General features: G+C 64.5%; 11 protein-coding genes, 6 pseudogenes and 1 other annotated feature. Of the genes and pseudogenes, 8 read left to right on the top strand and 9 right to left on the bottom strand.

The genetic code is table 11. The features are described from left to right. Positions 1-58 precede the first annotated feature (58 nt). A pseudogene (locus ABC728_RS03990) lies at positions 59-781 on the top strand (IS5 family transposase); the annotation flags it as partial. 47 nt (positions 782-828) lie between these two features. On the opposite strand, the gene ABC728_RS03995 reads toward ABC728_RS03990, so the two are convergent. The 5 genes from ABC728_RS03995 to ABC728_RS04015 form a co-directional block, all read right to left on the bottom strand. Beyond that, positions 829-1,452 carry a glutathione S-transferase family protein gene (locus ABC728_RS03995; protein WP_416622358.1) on the bottom strand — a complete coding sequence of 208 codons (624 nt, stop codon included), beginning with the start codon at positions 1,450-1,452 and terminating at the stop codon, positions 829-831. Positions 1,453-1,454: 2 nt separating this feature from the next. Further along, on the bottom strand, positions 1,455-2,747 hold the full coding sequence (locus tag ABC728_RS04000) for a hypothetical protein (RefSeq protein WP_416622357.1): 1,293 nt from the start codon (positions 2,745-2,747) through the stop codon (positions 1,455-1,457). Positions 2,748-2,830: 83 nt separating this feature from the next. Next, positions 2,831-3,766, bottom strand: a complete 936-nt coding sequence (locus ABC728_RS04005) for an IS110 family transposase (RefSeq protein WP_445376268.1) — start codon at positions 3,764-3,766, stop codon at positions 2,831-2,833. A gap of 236 nt (positions 3,767-4,002) precedes the next feature. Further along, positions 4,003-5,295, bottom strand: a complete 1,293-nt coding sequence (locus ABC728_RS04010) for an MFS transporter (RefSeq protein WP_416622283.1) — start codon at positions 5,293-5,295, stop codon at positions 4,003-4,005. A gap of 64 nt (positions 5,296-5,359) precedes the next feature. After that, the gene (locus ABC728_RS04015) at positions 5,360-7,696 is read right to left on the bottom strand and encodes a TonB-dependent receptor (RefSeq protein WP_416622282.1); all 2,337 of its coding nucleotides are present in this window, start codon (positions 7,694-7,696) and stop codon (positions 5,360-5,362) included. A gap of 204 nt (positions 7,697-7,900) precedes the next feature. Here ABC728_RS04015 and ABC728_RS04020 point away from each other — a divergent pair, with 204 nt between their 5' ends. The 5 genes from ABC728_RS04020 to ABC728_RS04040 all read left to right on the top strand — a co-directional run bounded on the left by ABC728_RS04020 (position 7,901) and on the right by ABC728_RS04040 (position 13,997). Beyond that, a complete protein-coding gene (locus tag ABC728_RS04020; protein ID WP_416622281.1) occupies positions 7,901-8,674 on the top strand; it encodes a GntR family transcriptional regulator in 774 nt (257 codons plus the stop codon). Positions 8,675-8,677: 3 nt separating this feature from the next. Further along, positions 8,678-9,718, top strand: coding sequence for a serine hydrolase domain-containing protein (locus tag ABC728_RS04025; protein WP_416622280.1), 1,041 nt, complete (start codon positions 8,678-8,680; stop codon positions 9,716-9,718). Positions 9,719-9,761: 43 nt separating this feature from the next. Beyond that, complete coding sequence (locus ABC728_RS04030) at positions 9,762-11,408, top strand: carboxylesterase/lipase family protein (RefSeq protein ID WP_416622279.1); 1,647 nt, start codon at positions 9,762-9,764, stop codon at positions 11,406-11,408. A gap of 11 nt (positions 11,409-11,419) precedes the next feature. Continuing rightward, positions 11,420-12,994 (top strand): AMP-binding protein, encoded by a 1,575-nt coding sequence (locus ABC728_RS04035; protein ID WP_445376328.1) that lies wholly within the window; start codon positions 11,420-11,422, stop codon positions 12,992-12,994. 109 nt (positions 12,995-13,103) lie between these two features. Beyond that, positions 13,104-13,997 carry an SDR family NAD(P)-dependent oxidoreductase gene (locus ABC728_RS04040; protein ID WP_416622277.1) on the top strand — a complete coding sequence of 298 codons (894 nt, stop codon included), beginning with the start codon at positions 13,104-13,106 and terminating at the stop codon, positions 13,995-13,997. A gap of 39 nt (positions 13,998-14,036) precedes the next feature. Here ABC728_RS04040 and ABC728_RS04045 read toward each other — a convergent pair. Together ABC728_RS04045 and ABC728_RS04050 are read right to left on the bottom strand one after the other, a co-directional pair. Further along, positions 14,037-14,534 (bottom strand): annotated as a pseudogene (locus ABC728_RS04045) (TetR/AcrR family transcriptional regulator); the annotation flags it as partial. 30 nt (positions 14,535-14,564) lie between these two features. Further along, positions 14,565-15,166, bottom strand: a pseudogene (locus tag ABC728_RS04050) (IS630 family transposase); the annotation flags it as partial. A gap of 63 nt (positions 15,167-15,229) precedes the next feature. Here ABC728_RS04050 and ABC728_RS04055 point away from each other — a divergent pair. Further along, positions 15,230-15,550 (top strand): annotated as a pseudogene (locus ABC728_RS04055) (transposase); the annotation flags it as partial. A gap of 29 nt (positions 15,551-15,579) precedes the next feature. On the opposite strand, the gene ABC728_RS04060 reads toward ABC728_RS04055, so the two are convergent. Continuing rightward, a protein-coding gene (locus ABC728_RS04060; protein ID WP_445376271.1) for an IS3 family transposase occupies positions 15,580-16,808 on the bottom strand; the annotation gives its coding sequence in 2 pieces (ribosomal slippage) (positions 15,580-16,514 and positions 16,514-16,808; 1,230 coding nt in all). Next, positions 16,411-16,527 (bottom strand) — a sequence feature (AL1L pseudoknot). (Overlaps the previous gene by 117 nt.) Positions 16,809-16,862: 54 nt before the next feature. Here ABC728_RS04060 and ABC728_RS04065 point away from each other — a divergent pair. Then, positions 16,863-17,774 (top strand): annotated as a pseudogene (locus ABC728_RS04065) (IS256 family transposase); the annotation flags it as partial. A 44-nt stretch (positions 17,775-17,818) separates the two neighbouring features. Here ABC728_RS04065 and ABC728_RS04070 read toward each other — a convergent pair. Next, positions 17,819-18,315: pseudogene (locus ABC728_RS04070) on the bottom strand (transposase); the annotation flags it as partial. Between the last annotated feature and the right edge of the window lie 123 nt (positions 18,316-18,438).

Below are 18,438 nucleotides of genomic sequence, written 5' to 3' on the forward strand. Positions count from 1 at the left end.
TTGACTCATATCCAACGAGCGCGCGCAACTCATTTCGCCAGCCCCGTGAGCAGTTACGCCTGCTGCGTCCTCTGTCGGGCGTCCGCGGAAATGGCCGTTGCGCCGGATTGTGGAGGCGATCCTTTATCTGCTGCGCGGCGGCCTGCCTTGGCGGATGCTGCCGCCTTGTTTCCCGCCGGTCTCGACGGTACGACGCTGGTTCTACCTGTGGCGTGACAATGGTCTGTGGCTCACGGTCAACCATGTCCTGCTGATGGCGATGCGTGAGCAACAAGGCCGTGATGCCAGCCCAACCGCTGGCGTGATCGACAGCCAGAGCGTCAAAACCACGGAATCCGGCGGCCCGAGGGGATATGACGCCGGGAAGAAGATCAGAGGACGCAAGCGCCATATCCTCACCGACACCCAAGGCAATCTCGTCCATGCCCTCATCCACACTGCCGACATCCAGGACCGTGACAGGGCACCGCTGGTGCTGGCCGAAATCGTCAAACCCTTCCCATGGCTGAGGCACGTCTTCGCCGATGGCGGCTATGCTGGGGACAAGCTCAAAGATGCCCTGCGCCGCATCGGAAAATGGACCATCGACATCATCAAGCGATCCGACACAGCCCAAGGCTTCGAAGTCTTGCCGCGACGCTGGGTCGTAGAACGCACCCTGGCATGGCTCAACCGAAACAGACGGCTCGCCAAAGACTTCGAGCAGACAATCGCATCTGCAACCGCATGGTGCTTCATCGCATCCGTGCAAATCTTCGTGCGACGGATCGCAAGGCATTGATACAGTTCAGATTATTTTTGAATCAAACTCTTAGGAATGTCGCCGGCTCAGTACATGCCGGTCTGCGCCGCCTTGGCCGCGCGAAAGCTGGGGCGGGTGGACAGGCGGTGCCAGTAGGCGGCGATTTCCGGGCTGAACTTGTGTTCCAGGTTCAGGTCGCAGGCAGAGAGCAGGGCGAAGCCGACGCACAGGTCGGCCATGGTGAAACGCCCGGCGCACAGCCATTCGCGGTTGGCCAGCGCCCGGGTGAGATGGCGCAGACGCGACAGGAACCATTGCGTGTAATCGCTGGCCGCCTGCGCCAGCCGGCGCTCCTCCGGCTCGAACCGTGAGTAACGCAGCACGATCGTCTGCGGGAAGGTCAGCGTCGCCTCGCTGCGATGCAGCCAGTCGAGCCATAGCCCGTAATCGGGTTCATCGGCCGCCACCGCCAGTGGCGTCGGTCCATGGCGGGTGGCGAGATACTGGGTGATCGCGGCGGATTCCGTCATCCGCACATCGCCATCGACCAGCAACGGGACGGTGCCCAGCGGGTTGATCTCCAAATAGTCGGGTCGGTGGATGCGTGGCGGGAAGGGCAGCAGATGCAGGCGATAGGGAAGCCCCATCTCCTCCAGCGCCCAGAGTGCCCGAAACGAACGCGTATCGGCGCAGTGCCAGAGTTCGATCATGTTCAGCCCCGGATCTGCGTTTCGACGAGACACTGGAAGGCGGCGGCCGTGGCGGCGACGCTGGCTGCGGACACGCACCGCGCATCATCCTCGGCGACATGGTGGTAACGGTGGATGCCGAACACGCCGGCGGCCGGGGCGTAGCCGGCGCCGACGATTTCGGTCAGTTCCCCTGCGGTGATCTCATCGGTGGTCCAGGCTGCCTCCAGCCCGGCATGCCCGGCAAAGACCTCGCGCGCGACCGGCAGCAGGTCGGGGCTGACCGACAGGAAGCGCTGGGTGTCGACGCTGGGCAGCGGGCGTAATTTGCCCAGCAATTCGTGCCAGTCGCGCGCCGCGACATTGGCGCCCAGATGCAGCCAGAAGCGGGTTTCCGCAGGTTTGGGCGCGATGGCCTTCAACGCTTCCGACGCGCCCAAATTCTCATATTCATGTCCACTATGGCAGACGAAGGCCAGATCATGGTCCTTCACCGTTTCGCTGGCCCACCGCGCCAGCCACAGCCAGGCCGCGATGCCGGGCCCGCGTTCGCCGGCACAGATGTACCAGCCCGAACGCGGCGTCGATACGGCCAGCCAGCGCTTCCTGCCGCGATCAATGCGGCCGATGAAATTGAAGGCCGGGCGCCGTCCGGTCTGCCCCTGCAGGTGCAGCGTGGCCGGCTGCCGGGTGATCGCGGCGGCGCGGAAGGGCTTGGCATCGTCGGGTGCCAGCAGGGCGACCGGACCGGCGAACATCGGCTCCCGGCCATCGGCATTGAGCGCGATGACCTTGCCCGTCGGGCCGTTGGTGATCGCCACCACCGCCTTGGCCCCGGCGGCGAAGGCGGCATTGATCGGCTCGCGGATCGGCTTGGCCAGCGCGCTGGACCAGCGGCCATGCGGCAGCTCGATCAGGGCCAGAGCCCCCGGCAGCGGCCCGGCGGCCTGTCCATTCACGTCGATGCATACCAGCGGGCCGGTGGCGCCGTCGGGTCCCGTCGTCATCACGATGGGCTGCGGCCACACCGCGGCTCTGGCATCGCCACACAGCAGTTCGGCGCGCTGCGTTTCAAAGAAAGGCGTGGGCACGCTTTGCCGTTCGACCTTGAAACCAAGCTGTTCCAACTCCGCTATCAGCCACTCCCCGGCGGCATTGTCGCCGGTCCCGCCAGCCTGCTTGCTGCCGAAGCCGATATAGCGGGCGAGATCGGCGGCGACCCTTTCCTCCTGCCCCGGCTGCATCTTGGCCAGTGCCGACGCCGCGGGCAGGGTGGCACCGGCCGCCAGGAAGCTGCGTCTGCTGGGTTTGAGCATGAAGGAACCTCCCGCGTGAACAAGGTGAAACCCGGCGGCGACTGCCGCCGCGCGGCTCGTGCCGCGTAGCCAAGCAACTGTTTTCATGCGGCGTAAGTTCTCTGATCGCGGATGATGGCATTGGCGAGGACGACGATCTTTCGCATGATGGCAACGAGGGCAACCTTTGGCTTCTTTCCAGCGGCGATGAGTTTTTTATAGAAGGCGGCCAAGGGTGGATTTCGCCGACTGGCGACGACGGCAGCCATGTAAAGGACGGTTCGGACAACGGGCCTTCCACCGTAGATGCTGCGCGGGCCATCGCGTTTGCCGCTCTGGTTATCCATCGGGGCAACGCCGGCCAGGGCGGCGACCTGATGTCGTGTCAGTGTGCCCAACTCCGGCATATGGGCCAGCAGGGTGGCCGCCAGCACCGGCCCGACAGCAGGAATGGACTGGAGCAGGTTGTCGTTGACCTTCAAGGTTTTGGATGCCGCGATCTGCTCGGCAATGCGCTTGTCGAGGCGCAGGATCAGCAGGGCGATGGCATCCAGGCGCCGCTTGGCCAAGCGGCGCAGTTCCGGATCCGCCAGGGTCTGGGCCTGGTTCCTGACCATGGTCTGCTCGTCGAGCAACTGGCGCCGGTAGGTGGCCAGTTCCGCCAGGACCTCCCGTTCCGGATCGGGTTGGTAGGCGGCTCCGGGGATCGCCTGGGCATAGGCGGCGATCATCCGGGCATCCAGCCGGTCATTCTTGGCCCAGCGTCCATGCGCCCTGGCAAAATGCCGGACCTTGCGAGGATCGACGAGGCGGACGGGAATGCCGGCTTTCGATAAAGCCTCCATGACCGGCCGCTCATAGCCACCACTGGCTTCCAGGACGACCTGCACGGCGCGCTTGCCACACCGTCGCCGAAGGAGACTGTAACCAGCCTCGGCATTCTCGACTTGGAAAGCCTCTCCTGTCTCGGCATCCAACCCGTCCAGACGGGCCTTGCTGACGTCCAGGGCGATGATAAAGTCCTGTTGTGCCATCTTCATACTCCCTGCCTTGCACGTACGGGGCTGCAACCCCAAGCAACTGTTCGGGTCAATGAAGGGGCCGACCGGAGAACCATGCTTGGCTACGGTGTATGATCTACCTTTCCACGGAGCGGTCTTCCGGACGGATCGCCGGCCGGGGCATGCCCCGGCCGGCGATCACACATCTTACTGACATTTCGAAAACACAAGCCAACGGATGTGGGCGCCGGCGATTGGGCGGTGATCGGTTACGATCACCGAGACAATGTATTTCTTCCCAGCAACATGACACATACCAGCGAGATCGCGCATGTCGCGGCGAGATAGAACGAGATCGGCATGGCCGATCCGTAGTGGGCGAACAGGGCGGTGGCGATGATGGGCGCGAAGCCACCGCCGGCCAGTGTGCCGACCTGATAGCCCAGCGAGGCACCGGAATAGCGGACATGGCGGGGAAACAGCTCGGCGAACAGGGCGGCCTGCGGGCCATACATCAGGGCTACGAAGATCAGCGCCACGGAAACGGCGATGGTCACCGTCACGGGCGACCCGGCATCGATCAGCGGGAACACAGCGAAGGCCCAGATGCCGGAGAGGATGGCACCGGCCATGAAGATGCCGCGCCGTCCGAAACGGTCCGACAGCGCGCCGCTCCCGATCAGGGCCGGGATCATCACCAGGCTGCCGATCATCACCGCCGCCAGCAGCACCTCCTGCGACAGGCCCACCGTCGTGGTGCCATAGGCGATGGCATAGGTGATGGCGATGTAGAAGCAGACATTGTTGGCGATGAATGCGCCGCCGGCCAGCAGGATCGTGCCCCAATGCTTGCGCAGCACGGTGAGCAGGGGCGAGGCAGGTTTCGCCGCTTCCTGGACTGCCGGGACGGGTTCCGCATGCTCGGGTTCCTCGACATGCCAATGCATGTAAAGGCCGATGCCGACCAGCGTGACGCTGAGCAGGAAGCCGATCCGCCAGCCCCAGACCAGGAAATTGTCGGCATCGATCAGGGTGCTGGCCAGCAGGAAGACGCTGTTGGCCAGCACCACACCCATCGGCACGCCAACCTGGACGAAGCTGCCATAGAAGCCCTGCCGGTTGCCGGGGGCACTTTCGATGGCCAGCAAGGCGGCGCCGCCCCATTGGCCGCCGACCGCCAGCCCCTGCAGGAAACGCAGCAGCATCAGGGCCAGCGGCGCCAGGATCCCGGCACTCTGATAGGTGGGCAGCAGACCGATGGCGGTCGTCGCCAGCCCCATGACCATCATGGCCAGCACCAGGGCGCCCTTGCGACCATGCACGTCGCCATAATGGCCGAACAGCATGCCGCCGAGGGGGCGTGCGAGGAACCCGACCGCAAACGTGCTGAACGCCGCGATCTGCGCCACGAACAGCGGCATGTCGGGCGGGAAGAACAGCTTGGGGAAGACAAGCGCGGCGGCGGTGCCGTAGATGAAGAAATCATACCATTCGACCGAGGCGCCGGCGGATGCCATCACGGCGACCTTTATGCTGGGCTTGCCCTCGGGCTGCTGCTGATCCGACAAAGTCTCTCTCCTCCTGACGTTGGTGGAGTGCCGGTCCGGGCGGGCCGCCCGCACCGGCACGCGATTACCAGCGGTAGGACGCGCTGAAGCCGTAGGTGCGCGGATTGTTGTAGCGGTTGGTCAGCGGAATGGAGCCCGACTGAAGCTTCAGGACCGGGATGACATTGTCGGTGGCGTTCTTGACGAAGGCGGCAAAGGTCATGCGCTCGAACTCCACGCCCGCGCGCAGGTCGACATTGTCGATATCTTCCAGCGGGATATAGGGCGTGGCCAGGGTCACCGTATCCTGCCCGCCGCCGCGGGCACCATTATAGGCGACGTTGAAGAAGCCGGTCAGGTTCTCGCCGATCGGCTGGCGGATATTGGCATTGACCGACCAGGTCCAGTCGGGCGTCTGCGCCACGGGGGAACCGATGACGGGCAGGCCCGACACGCCCGCCGCGACCGAGACGAACTTGGCATCCTGACGCGCCCCGGTAAGGCCCAGGGCCAGCACGCCCGCACCCAGCGGGACCTTGGCGTCGAACGCCGCCTCGACCCCTTTTACCCGGACCTTGCCGCCATTCAGGTTGAAATAGGTGCCGGCCCGGCCGCAGGCATTGGTCACCGTGCAGCCGTCCAGGATGCTGGTGATGGCATCGTCGGTGTTGGAGATATAGCCCGACAGGCGCAGGAACAGGTCGCGGGTGAAGCTGCCCTTGAATCCGACCTCATAGCTGGTGGTCGTCTCGTTATCATAGGATGTGCGCAGCGGGTTCGGGGCCGCCGCGATATAGGTGCCGTTATTGACGCCACCGGCGCGATAACCCGATCCGGTCTTGACATAGAGCAGCATCGGCAGGTCTTCGCCGAAATTATAGCTGGCGGTGGCCGAATAGCTGATGCTGTCCTGGCTGAAATCGAAGGAGCTTGGCGTGCCGGACAGGTTGCTGGTGTAGAGCTGGTAATTCCTCTGGGTCGCTTCCTTGTAGTCATAGGACCAGCGCAGGTCGCCGCTCAGCGACAGGCGGCCGATATCATGCTTCAGCGAGCCATAGGCCGCCGCCGAGCGGTACTTGCTGGGCGTGACCTGGCGGGCGCCGAAGGCCAGCGGGAACACGGTCGGGCAGTTCAGCGAGGTCGGCAGCAGCTTGTAGCAGAGCGGCGTTGTCGGTGTGCCGCCGCAGATGCTGGACGTGGCGGTCAGCGGGCAGGGGTTGGTGACGGCATCGCGGGTGTAATAATCGTTCTGCATCATGCCTTCGACGCCGGCCATCCACATGAAGTCGTCGCCGCCGCTGACATGAATGTCCTGATAGAGCGTCTTGTTGCGGGCATAGGTGGAGGTCTGGCCCAGCGGGTAGAGGCCGATCTGGCCCAGCCGCTGGAAATTCGCCTGGGTGGCCAGATCGACTGCCGCCGGGAAGCTCTGCGCCGATTCCGACCGCGATCCCATCGTGGTCCAGGTCAGGGTCAGATCGTCCAGATCGACATCGGCGATCAGCATGGCGCGCACGACATTCTGGTGGACGCCATTCTTGACGTCGGACGGCACGTCGTAGCGCGGGCCGGTATAGCCCTGCGGCAATGCGGCCAGCATGCCGGGCGGCAGAACCCACTGGTTGACGAAGGTCGGCAGGTTCATGTCCATCGCATCGACCAGCAGCTTGGCATCCACCGCCCCGCTGGAATACCGCATCTGGCCGCGGACGATATAGCCGTCGGTATGGTCGTAATATTCGTCCTGGTTGGGATTGTAATAGATGCCGCCGCCCTGGCCGGTCACCTGCGCGCCCAGCCGGACGGCGACCGTGTCGCTGACCGCCTGGTTGACGATCCCTTCCAACTGCAATTGCTTCTGGGTGGCGTTGTAGGTGGCCTGCACCCGGCCGGTGTCGCGGAATTGCGGCTGGGCCAGCACGATGTTGATGGTGCCGAATTCCGAATTGCGGCCATAGAGCCCGCCCTGCGGCCCTTCCAGAACCTCGACGCGGGCGATGTCGAAATAGTCTATGCGCTTGAAATTGCGCCCGCCCAGCGTGCTGCTGCCGACATAGGCGCCGTTCACGAACAGGCCGACGCCGGAATCGGCACTGGTGGCGCGCTGGGTGCCCGATCCGCGCACCGACACTTCAGCCAGGTTCTCGCTCTGCACGCCGTTGAAGCGCACGCCGGGTACCAGTTGCAACAGGTCACCCACGCCGGTGACGGGGCCCTTGGCTTCCAGTTGGTCGGCGGTCTGCGCCGTGATCGTGCTGGGAATGTCTCGCAGCGTTTCCTCACGCTTGCGGGCGGTGACGATGATCTCGCTGAGGCTGACCTCCTCGGTGCCTTGCGCGCCGGGGGCCGGGGATTGCGCCATGGCGGGCATCGTGGTGACGAGCGCCAGGGTTGCCGTGGTGACGGCCAGAATATGTCGCATTGATCCTCCCTAAGGGCGTTTTTTGCTGCGCCTCGGATATTGTGGTCGTTCATTTTGTGTCTCAATGTCAACAGGATTGTACGACAATTTTCAATTGGACGTACGACAAATTGCTTGCCCCGGGAGAGTGGGAGCAATAGAAAGACGTCATCGGGACCGGCATTCACCCATCCGGACGCGAGCGTCGGCAGAGAGGACAAGGCGTTGAGCAACAGGGCCAAATCGGCGGATCACGATCCCAACCTTGATGAGGTGGAGGAGGGCGTGGCGGGTGTCCCGCCCAGTGCCGACGAACTGGCCCAGGTACTGCGCCGGCGCATCCAGCGCCAGGAACTGGCACCCGACGAATGGCTGCGCGAGGCGCGGCTCTGTGACGAATTCGGTGTGGGGCGGTCGATCGTGCGCCGCGCCCTGCGCGCCCTGGCCGATGATGGCCTGATCGAGATTGAGGAAAATCGCGGTGCGCGGGTCTCATCCACCAGCGTGGAGGAGGTGTTCGACCTCTACGAGGTGCGTGCCGCCCTTTACGGCCTTGCCGCACGCTTCGCCTGCCTGCGCGCCTCGGACATGGCGATCCGCGCCATGCTGGTCAAGATTGACCAGTTGCTGAACGATGCCGCCACCGGCGCCTCCGCCGAACAGATCATTGCGCTCAGCGAGGCGATCTTCAGCGACATGGCCGAGGTGGCCAGCCCCGATGCGCAGCGGATGATCGAGTCCATCCGCCGCAAGACGCGGTTCCATTTCTCTTATGTCGCCCTGGCGCTTTCCGCCGATGGTCCCGGTCCCTATGCGCATTGGCGCCGCGTGCGTGCCGCGCTGGTGAAGCGCGATGCCAACGAGGCCAGTCAGGCGGCACGGGACATCCTCTATTTCATGCAGAGCGAGGTCGCGCGGATCATGCTCGCCCATGGATCACGGGTGCGGGAGGCGTCACTGTCCCCGGCCCGCAAGCCGCGCATCGTCAAAGGAGGCTGAATAATGGCTCGATCCCCGATGAAGGCACTGCTGCTTGTCGCCGCCCTGGCAAGCCCGGCCGCACTAGCGGTCCCGTTCGCCGCAACGCCGGCTGTCGCGGCGGACAGCGCGGAGATGACCCGGCTGCTGGATTACCTGCGCAATCAGAACACCACCGGCTTCCTGGTCATCCAGGGCGGCAAGGTGCTGATCGAGAAGAACTGGCCCGCACCCAAGGGCAATGCCCAGTTCGCGCTGTTCGCCTATGAGCGCGATGGGGACGGCGCGCTGCTGGAGGATGTGGCCTCCCAGCAGAAAAGCTTTATCGCCGTGCTGATGGCGATCGGGGTGGACAAGGGCCTGATCAATGTCGAGAAGCCGGTTTCCGATTATATCGGCACGGGCTGGTCGAAGGCGGCCCCCGACCAGGAAGCCAAGATCCGCGTCATCGACCTGCTGACCATGAGTTCGGGTCTGGACGACAAGTTCGCCTATACCGCCCCGTCGGGCACCACCTTCTTCTACAACACGCCAGTTTATGCCGTGACCAAGCGCATCCTGGAAGCGGCGGCCAAGCAGCCGCTGGATGCGCTCACCCGCGACTGGCTGACCGTGCCGGCGGGGATGAGCAATACCGCCTGGCGCAAGCGGCCTGCGGTGCTGGCCAGCATCGGCAATGATACCGGGCTGGTTACCTCTCCGCGCGACACGGCCCGGTTCGGCTTCATCATCCTGTCCGGCGGGCTGGCCGGCGACGGCAAGCGCATCGTTTCCGAAGCCGGCATGCAGGCGATGCTGGCGCCCACGGCCACCAACCCGGCCTATGGGCGGCTATGGTGGCTGAATGGCAGCGCCTACACGCTGGGTGCGATGGGCAATCGCCGTGAGGGTCCGCTGATTGCCGCCGCACCTTCCGACATGGTCGCGGCCCTGGGCGCGTTCGACCGCCGCCTCTATGTCGTGCCCAGTGCCAAGCTGATCGTGGTGCGCACCGGTGCAGCGGCGGGTGACAGTAAGACGTTTGACGAGCAGCTCTGGCAGCGGCTCACGAAAGTGATCGGCTAGGACCCAAGGTCCTGCCGCAAAACATAAGGTTCGGGAGGAATGAATGACGTTCGCGCGTTTTGCCGCGGCGATCGCGGCCCTGTGTCTTGGCATGAGTGTTGAGGCCGCCGCCCAGCCTGTGGTCAAGGCCCCCGCCGGTATCGTTCGCGGCATCGAGGCCGACGGGCAGCAGATGTTCAAGGGCATCGCCTATGCGCTGCCCCCGGTCGGGGAGCGGCGCTGGCAGCCGCCACAGCCCGTGCCGACCTGGGACGGGGTGCGCGACGCCACGCAGTTCGGCCCCGCCTGCCAGCAGCCCGGATATCCCGCCGGCAGCATCTATACCGAAACCTATCCGGCGATGAGCGAGGATTGCCTGTCGCTGAATATCTGGACCCCGGCCAAGGCGAAGAACGCGCCGGTCTTCGTGTGGATCCATGGCGGCAATCTGATCCGTGGTTCCTCCAGCCAGCCGATGTTCGATGGTGCCGCACTGGCCAAACGCGGGATCGTGGTGGTGTCGATCAATTACCGCCTGGGCATCTTCGGCTATTTCGCCCATCGCGAATTGAGTGCGGAATCGCCCGAGGGCATTTCCGGCAATTACGGCCTGCTGGACCAGATCGCCGCCCTGCAATGGGTCAAGAACAACATCGCCTCCTTCGGCGGCGATGGCGCCAACGTCACCATCGCGGGGGAATCCGCCGGTGGTTTGGCCATTCTGCATCTGTTGGCTGCACCGCGCGCCCATGGCCTGTTCACCAAGGCCATCGTGCAGAGCGCGTCCTTGATGAACCTGCCCGACCTGAAGCAGGCACGTTTCGGTCTGCCGTCGGCGGAGACCATAAGCGACTATTACGCGACGGCATTCGGTGCCAGAACGCTGGCCGACCTGCGCGCCATTGACGGCCCGACGCTTACGGCACTCGCCACCAAGGCGCGCTTCGTCTCCACCGCCATCGTCGATGGCAAGCTGCTGCCCCGCCAGTTGGTGGAAACGTTCGAGCGCGGGGAGCAGGCGCGGGTGCCGGTGATGACCGGTTTCACCAGTGGCGAAATCCGCACCATGGCCTCCATCCTGCCCGGCCTGCCCGATGCCGGACAGTTCGACGCGGCGAAGTACGAGGCCGCGATCCGCGCCAATTATGGGGAACTGGGCGACCGTTTCCTTTCTCTCTATCCGGCGGCCGACATGCGCGAAAGCATCCTGGCCGCGGCCCGTGACGGGTTCTTCGCCTGGACTTCGCAGCGGCTGGTGCGCGAACAGGCGGCCTTGGGCCAGCCCTCATATCTCTATTATTTCGACCATGGCTATCCGGCGGCCGACGATCGCGGCATGCATGCTTTCCACGCGTCGGAAGTGCCCTACATGTTCGGCACGATCGACCGCGTCACTGCCCAGTGGCCGGCGATTCCCGACACGGACACCGAACGCGCCCTGTCCGACGCCATGATCGATTACTGGGCCAGCTTCGCCCGCACCGGCGTGCCCACCGCCCGTAACCAACCTTCCTGGCCGTCGCACGGCGCCAAGGCCGGCTACATGCTGTTCGCGGCCAAGCCGCAGGTGGCGTATGACCTGCTGCCGGCGCAATACGCGCTGCATGATCAGGTGATCTGCCGCCGCCGCGCCGCCGGGAACATTCCCTGGAACTGGAACATGGGGCTCATCGCACCGCCGCTGCCGCCCGCACAGGAGACCTGCAAGTGAACGACGGCAGCATGCAGCATTTCCCCCTGACGCTCGACCGCATCCTCGACCACGCGGCGAAATGGCATCCCGATGTTCAGGTGGCGACCGCGCGCGAGGGCGGATCGGTCGCCCGCATCGGCTATGCCGACCTGCGCATCCGGGCCCGCAAGGTCTCCAGCCTGCTGGCCGGGCGGGGCGTGAAGGTCGGCGGGCGCGTGGCCACCCTGGCCTGGAACAGCCAGGCGCATGTCGAATGCTGGTTCGCCATCATGGGCATGGGGGCCGTGTGCCACACGCTCAATCCGCGGCTGACCGCCACGCAACTGGCCTGGATGCTGGGCCAGTCGGGGGCGAGCATCCTGATCGTCAGTGCCGACCTGCTGGGTCTGGCTTGTCGGATCGTGGATGAGGCGCCGGGCCTGAAGCACCTCTTCGTCATCGATGGGGAGACGGCGATAGAGGCGCATGGTGGCATCGCCATCCGGCCGCTGGCCCCACTGATCGATGAGGCCGGGGCGGGCGGTGTGGTCTGGGGTGATTTCGCCGAAACAGCCCCCAGCGGTCTCTGTTTCACCTCCGGATCGACCGGTGCGCCCAAGGGCGTGACCTATACCCACCGGTCCAGCTTCCTGCACACGCTGCGCCTGTTGCAGACCGATATGTCGGGCATCCGCAGCACCGATGTGGTGATGCCGGTGGTGCCGATGTTCCACGCCAATGCCTGGGGCCTGCCCTTCGCCGTGCCCGCGGCCGGCGCCAAGCTGGTCCTGCCCGGCCGGCACATGGATGGCGCCAGTCTGGCGCGGCTGATCGCTGGCGAGGGGGTGACAATCGCGGTCGGCGTGCCCACCGTGTGGCTGGGCCTGTGCGAATATCTGGAGGAAACCGGCGCTGCGCTGCCCTCCCTGCGGCAGATCACCGTTGGCGGCGCGCCGATGCCGCCGGCCCTGATGGAACGGATCGAGGGACAGTTGGGCATTCCGGTCCAGACCAGTTGGGGCATGACCGAGCTGTCGCCGGTCGGCACCTTCGGGGTGATGAGCGATCCGAAGCGCCCGGCGGCGATCTCCGGCCGGGTGGCTCTGGGCGTCGACCTGATGCTGACCGACGAGAAGGGCACGCCGCTGACCGAACAGCGCGACCAGGAAGGAAGGCTGCATGTGCGGGGGGCGGCGGTGATCGACCGCTATTTCGGGCAGGAAAGCCCGGCCACCAATGCCGACGGCTGGTTCGATACCGGCGATCTGGCCCGGATCGACCATGCCGGCAACCTGATGATCACCGGCCGTGCCAAGGACCTGATCAAGTCGGGCGGGGAATGGATCAACCCCGCCGAGATCGAGGCGGTAGTCGGCGCCCTGCCGCAGGTCAGTCTGGCCGCCGTGATCGGCCGCAGCGACGTGAAATGGGGCGAGCGCCCGTTGCTGCTGGTCGAACTGCGCGACGATCAGGAGATCACCGACCAGGAGCTGCTCGCCGCGCTGCGCGGGCAGGTGGCGTCCTGGTGGATCCCCGATGCCGTGGTGCGGGTGCCGAGCATGCCGCGCGGATCAACCGGCAAGATCGACAAGCTTCAGCTTCGTGCCACCTATAGCGCGGGGTGACCTGATAGGGGGTCGCCGGAATGGTGCGACCTATAATTCACTATCTTGGGAGTGAATATTTTGTCTCGTATATTGACGCATCGAAAAAACCAGGAGGGAGTGCCGTAAAATGGCGTTGAAGGGACGGATTGCGATTGTCACGGGGGCGGGCGGCGGCTTGGGCCGGCAGCATGCCCTGTTCCTGGCCCGCCAGGGCGCCAAGGTCGTCGTCAACGACCTGAACCAGGCGGCGGCCGACAAGGTGGCGGCGGAGGTTGCGGCGGCGGGCGGTGACGCCCTGGCCATCGCCGGATCGGTGACGGACGAGGCGGCGGTGGCGGCTATGGTGGGCCGCACCATGGATCAGTGGGGCCGCATCGACATCCTGGTCAACAATGCCGGCATCCTGCGCGACAAGAGCTTCGCCAAGATGGGGCTGGATGATTTCCGCCTGGTGCTGGAAGTGCATTTGATGGGGGCCGTCATCTGCACCAAGGCGGTGTGGGAGATCATGCGGACCCAGCGCCATGGCCGCATCGTCCTGACCACCTCCTCCTCCGGCCTCTACGGCAATTTCGGCCAGGCCAATTATGGTGCCGCCAAGATGGCGCTGGTCGGCCTGATGCAGACCCTGGCCATCGAGGGGGAGCGGTACAATATCCGCGTCAACTGTCTGGCGCCGACGGCGGCCACGCAGATGACCGACGGCGTCCTGTCCGGCGACAGCCTGGAACGGCTGAACCCTTCGCTGGTCAGCCCGGCGCTGCTGCCGCTGGTCGGCGCCGACGCGCCGACGCGAACCATCCTGTGCGCCGGCGGCGGTCACTTCGCGGCGGCCAATGTCACCCTGACCCAGGGCTGCCATATCGGCAGCGGTCCCGGCACGGGCGACGCCGTGGTGGCGCGGCTGGACGAGGTCACAAACCGTGCGGATGAATTGGTCCCCGGCTACGGCTTCATGCAGGCCGAACGCGAGTTGGCCAGCGGTGGCTGGAGCCAGCCGGTGATGGCGGTGGCACGGTGAGGATCACGGGCGCCTGACCCGGTCAGGCGCCCGCCGATTTCATGTCCGCACCTTGCACACTTCCTTGAAGCCTGCGGCCATGCGGGCCTTCACGGCGGCGAAATCGTCGGATTTGCATAGGCCGCCCGACAGCTTGTCCATGCGCCCGGTGCGCGCCAGGGTCAGCAGCAGGGCCCCGGTGACGAAGTGATAGCCCCAGAAGATGTCCTCTTCCGCCCGGTCGGGCAGGGCCTTCTTCAGCAGATCGATCAGCCGCCGCACGACGGGATCGAAATGCTTGTCCATCAGCTCCGCCCCCCATTCGGGCGTGTTGGCCACCTGCGCACCCAGGGCCGCGTAGTTCTTCCAGGCGTCCCCGCCCTCGATATAGAGGTCCAGGTCGGTATCCAGGAAGGCGTGCAGCGCCCCTTCCACCGTGGGCTTGCCGTTGGTGGTCCTCTCATACTCTTCCAGCACCGTCATCCGCCGCTCGCTGGTTACGGCGGCGCGGCGGGCGAAGACGGCGTCGAACAGCTTCTTCTTGTCTTCGAAATAATACCAATCTCCCTAATGATTGACCGTTGCCCATTACCTTGAAGCGATTTGTCGAATTTTCCCTGTTTGTGCGATGATGCTGTTCCATGCGTTGCAGCAGGCATCAACGATATCGTCGTAATCATTGAATATTCTGTTGCCGAGGAAATTCTGGCGCAGGTACTGCCAGATATTTTCGACGGGATTGAGTTCGGGGCAATAGGGTGGCAGATGAAGGATGCTGATGGTATCGGGGACCTTCAGTCTTCCGCCTGTCTGGTGCCACCCGGCGCCGTCGAGAATGAGAACGGCATGGCTTCCTGGCTGGATTTGGGAGGCGATTTCGGCCAGATGCTTATTCATGGCCTCTGCGTTGGCGCGGGGCATGACGAGGGCTGCACCGACATCGCGTGCGGGGCAGACAGCACCGAAGATATAGGCCCAGGTATAGCGGGTGTCCTTCAACTGGCGGGGCCGGCTGCCCTTGTCGGCCCAGGCGTAGGTTAGCGTTCCCTGTTGCCCGACGCGGGCCTCATCCTGCCACCATAATTCCAGAGGCTTGCCGCTTGCGTGGTCTGGGATTACCGCGGCGACCAGCGCGGCGAAGTTTTTTTATGCATCTCAAGGGCTTGCGTGTCCTGGGCCGGGTGACGCGGCCCGGGGGACTATCGGGAATTTCGTGCTCGGCTGGGCCATAGTGATGCGAAAGGAGCTTCACGATGGCACGACGCAAGGACCCGATTATCCCCGATGTGCTTCTGGACCAGTTGCTGGCTGGCGGCGACGCGAAGGCAGCTTTTGACCAGAACGGGCTGCTTGACCAGTTGAAGAAGGCGCTGGCAGAGCGGGTGCTGAAGGCGGAGATGGACCATCATCTTGCCGGTGACGAGAGCGGCAACCGCCGCAACGGCTATGGCCGCAAGACGGTGCTGACGGATACGGGGGCAGTGGAACTGTCGGTCCCGCGTGACCGGGCCTCGACATTTGATCCGCAGTTGATCGGTAAGTATCAGCGCCGGTTCCCCGGGTTTGAACCGCGCCGGGATTGTCGGCGGCAAAAGTTCGTGAGTCACGCCGCCAACTGCTGAATGCTCACGGCGTCATGATAGCGTTGTTCGGCCTCTGCGGGCGGGATATTTCCGATAGGCTCGAGCAGGCGGCGGTTGTTGAACCAGTCGACCCATTCGAGGGTTGCATATTCCACGGCTTCAAAGGATTTCCACGGTCCTCGCCTATGGATGACCTCCGCCTTGTAGAGACCGTTGACGGTTTCGGCCAAGGCGTTGTCGTAGCTGTCGCCGACGCTGCCGACCGATGGCTCGATGCCGGCCAGGCCTAGCCGCTCGGTGTAGCGGATGGACAGATATTGGCTACCCCTGTCGGAATGGTGGACCAATCCGGATTTCCCCGCCGGCCGGCGCTGGTGCAGGGCCTGCTCCAGGGCATCCAGGACAAAACCGGCATCGGCCGTCCGGGACACCCGCCAGCCGACGATCCGACGGGCAAAGGCGTCGATGATGAAGGCCACATAGACGAACCCGCTCCAGGTGGAGACATAGGTGAAATCGGACAACCACAGCTGATCGGGCCTGTCGGCCCGGAACTGCCGGTTCACCCGGTCCAGCGGACAGGGTAAGGCCTTGTCGGCAATGGTGGTTTTCACCGGCTTGCCGCGAATGGCACCCCGCAGGCCTATCTCCCGCATCAGCCGCGCGACCGTGCAGCGTGCCACCTGGATGCCCTCGCGCTGCAACTGCCGCCAGACTTTGCGGACCCCATAGACCTGGAAATTCTCATCGAACACCCGGCGGATAGCGGCCTTCAAGCCGATATCGCGCTGTGCCCGCGCCGGCAGTTTGGCCCGATCAGCGGCGCGGGCCGCATGCCGACGCACAGTTGACGGGGCGATTGGCAAAACCTCGCAAATCGGCTCGACCCCGTATTCCTGGCGGTGGGCATCGATGAAGCCCAGCATCATTTCTGTCGGCGGTCGAGCTCCGCCATCGCGAAATATGCCGATGCCTTGCGCAGGATCTCATTCGCCTGGCGCAGCTCACGGATCTCCCGCTCCTGCGCCTTCAACTTCTCCAGCACATCCAGCGGAATGCCAGCACGGCTGCCGCTTTCTACCTCGGCTCTCTTGACCCATTCATTCAGCGTGTGCGCCGAACACCCGATCTTGGATGCCACGGATGAAACTGCCGCCCATCGCGACGGATGATCCTTCTCGTGGTCCAGCACCAGCCGAACAGCCCGCTCGCGGACCTCAGCCGAAAATTTGTTCGTTGTCTTGCTCATCGTAGCCCCATCCTCTCAGGAGTTGGAGCCGCCGACAATCCCGGACCGGTTCAGTTCGACGACAAGATCATCTCGATGTACGCGCGGGGCATGTCGACGCGGGAAATCACCGGCCATCTGCGGGAACTGTACGGGATCGAGGTGTCGGCGGACCTGATCTCAGCGGTGACGGACGCGGTTCTGGATGAGGTGGCGGCCTGGCAGACCCGGCCGCTGGAAGCGGTCTATCCCCTGGTTTTCCTGGACGCGCTGCGGGTCAAGATCAGGGACGAAAGTCTGGTGCGCAACAAGGCGATCCACATCGCCATCGGCGTGCGGGCGGACGGCACCAAGGAGGTGCTGGGCCTGTGGATTGAGCAGAACGAGGGGGCGAAATTCTGGCTGCGGGTTCTGAACGAGCTGAACAACCGGGGCGTGGAGGACATCCTGCTGGCCGTGGTCGACGGGCTGAAGGGCTTTCCCGAGGCCATCGCTGCCGCCTTCCCGGAGACGAGCGTGCAGACCTGCATCGTCCATCTGCTGCGCCACAGCATGGAGTTCGCCTCCTGGAAGGACCGCAAGCCGGTCGCCGCCGCCCTGAAGAAGGTCTATGACGCCCTGGATGACAAGGCCGCCGAAGCGGCACTGACAGAATTCGAGGAAGGCCCCTGAGGTCAGAAATATGAGGCTATCGGCAAGGCCTGGCGCCGTGCTTGGCAGGAGGTCATCCCGTTCTTTGCCTTTCCCCGCGAGGTCAGGCGCATACTCTATACAACAAACGCCATCGAGGCCCTGAATTCAAAGCTCCGCCGGGCCGTCCGCGCCAGGGGGCATTTCCCCAATGACGAGGCGGCGCTGAAATTGCTGTTCCTGGTCTTGAACAGGGCCGAGAAAGAATGGAAGATGCCCGCACGTGAATGGACGGCAGCCAAGGCGCAGATGGCCGTCCTGTTCGGCGACAGGTTCACAAAGGCGATGAACGCCTGATTTCAAACCGCCCAGCCGAGCACGAAATTCCCGATAGTCCCATGGTTCACCGCCATCCCCTCCCGGGCCAGCAGACATCCCAGACGTCGGTAGCCGAACCGCCGCCGCTCCGATGCCAGCTCCCGCAGCCTTTGCCGCAGGGCGCCGTCATCAGGGCGCCGAGATCGGTAGCGGATCGTCCGGCGATGCACCTTCAGGACAGAACAGGCCCGCCGCTCGCTCACCCCGAACGTCGCCCGCAGGTGGGCAACCGTCCGGCGCTGCGCGGCGGGCCTTACCACTTTTTTCCTGCAACCTCGCGCAGCATGGCGTTGTCCAGCATCGCCTCGGCCAGCAGCTTCTTCAGGCGGCTGTTCTCATCCTCCAAGCCCTTCAGACGCTTGGCTTCTGATACCTCAAGCCCGCCATATTTCGATTTCCAGGCGTAAAATGTCGCCTCCGAAATCCCATGACGGCGGCAGATGTCCGCCGTCTTATGGCCGGCTTCCTGCTCTCGCAGGATCCCGATGATCTGTTCCTCGCTGAAACGGCTCTTCTTCATCAAATAGCCCTCCTCGGTCGGAAGGACTCTACTTCACGCCGGGCACATTTCCAGGGAGCAGGTCACAATATCCCAGCCGCGTCCGAAACCCCAAGCTGACCACTCTCGATCTCTGCCAATACC

Source organism: Niveispirillum fermenti (assembly GCF_052474395.1).

Excerpts from the sequence above, each read along its gene's own strand:
- ABC728_RS04030 (WP_416622279.1), top strand. The coding sequence starts at position 9,762 with ATGACGTTCGCGCGTTTTGCCGCGGCGATCGCGGCCCTGTGTCTTGGC.
- ABC728_RS03995 (WP_416622358.1), bottom strand. The coding sequence starts at position 1,452 with ATGATCGAACTCTGGCACTGCGCCGATACGCGTTCGTTTCGGGCACTC.
- ABC728_RS04040 (WP_416622277.1), top strand. The coding sequence starts at position 13,104 with ATGGCGTTGAAGGGACGGATTGCGATTGTCACGGGGGCGGGCGGCGGC.
- ABC728_RS04015 (WP_416622282.1), bottom strand. The coding sequence starts at position 7,696 with ATGCGACATATTCTGGCCGTCACCACGGCAACCCTGGCGCTCGTCACC.
- ABC728_RS04005 (WP_445376268.1), bottom strand. The coding sequence starts at position 3,766 with ATGAAGATGGCACAACAGGACTTTATCATCGCCCTGGACGTCAGCAAG.
- ABC728_RS04025 (WP_416622280.1), top strand. The coding sequence starts at position 8,678 with ATGGCTCGATCCCCGATGAAGGCACTGCTGCTTGTCGCCGCCCTGGCA.
- ABC728_RS04000 (WP_416622357.1), bottom strand. The coding sequence starts at position 2,747 with ATGCTCAAACCCAGCAGACGCAGCTTCCTGGCGGCCGGTGCCACCCTG.
- ABC728_RS04035 (WP_445376328.1), top strand. The coding sequence starts at position 11,420 with ATGCAGCATTTCCCCCTGACGCTCGACCGCATCCTCGACCACGCGGCG.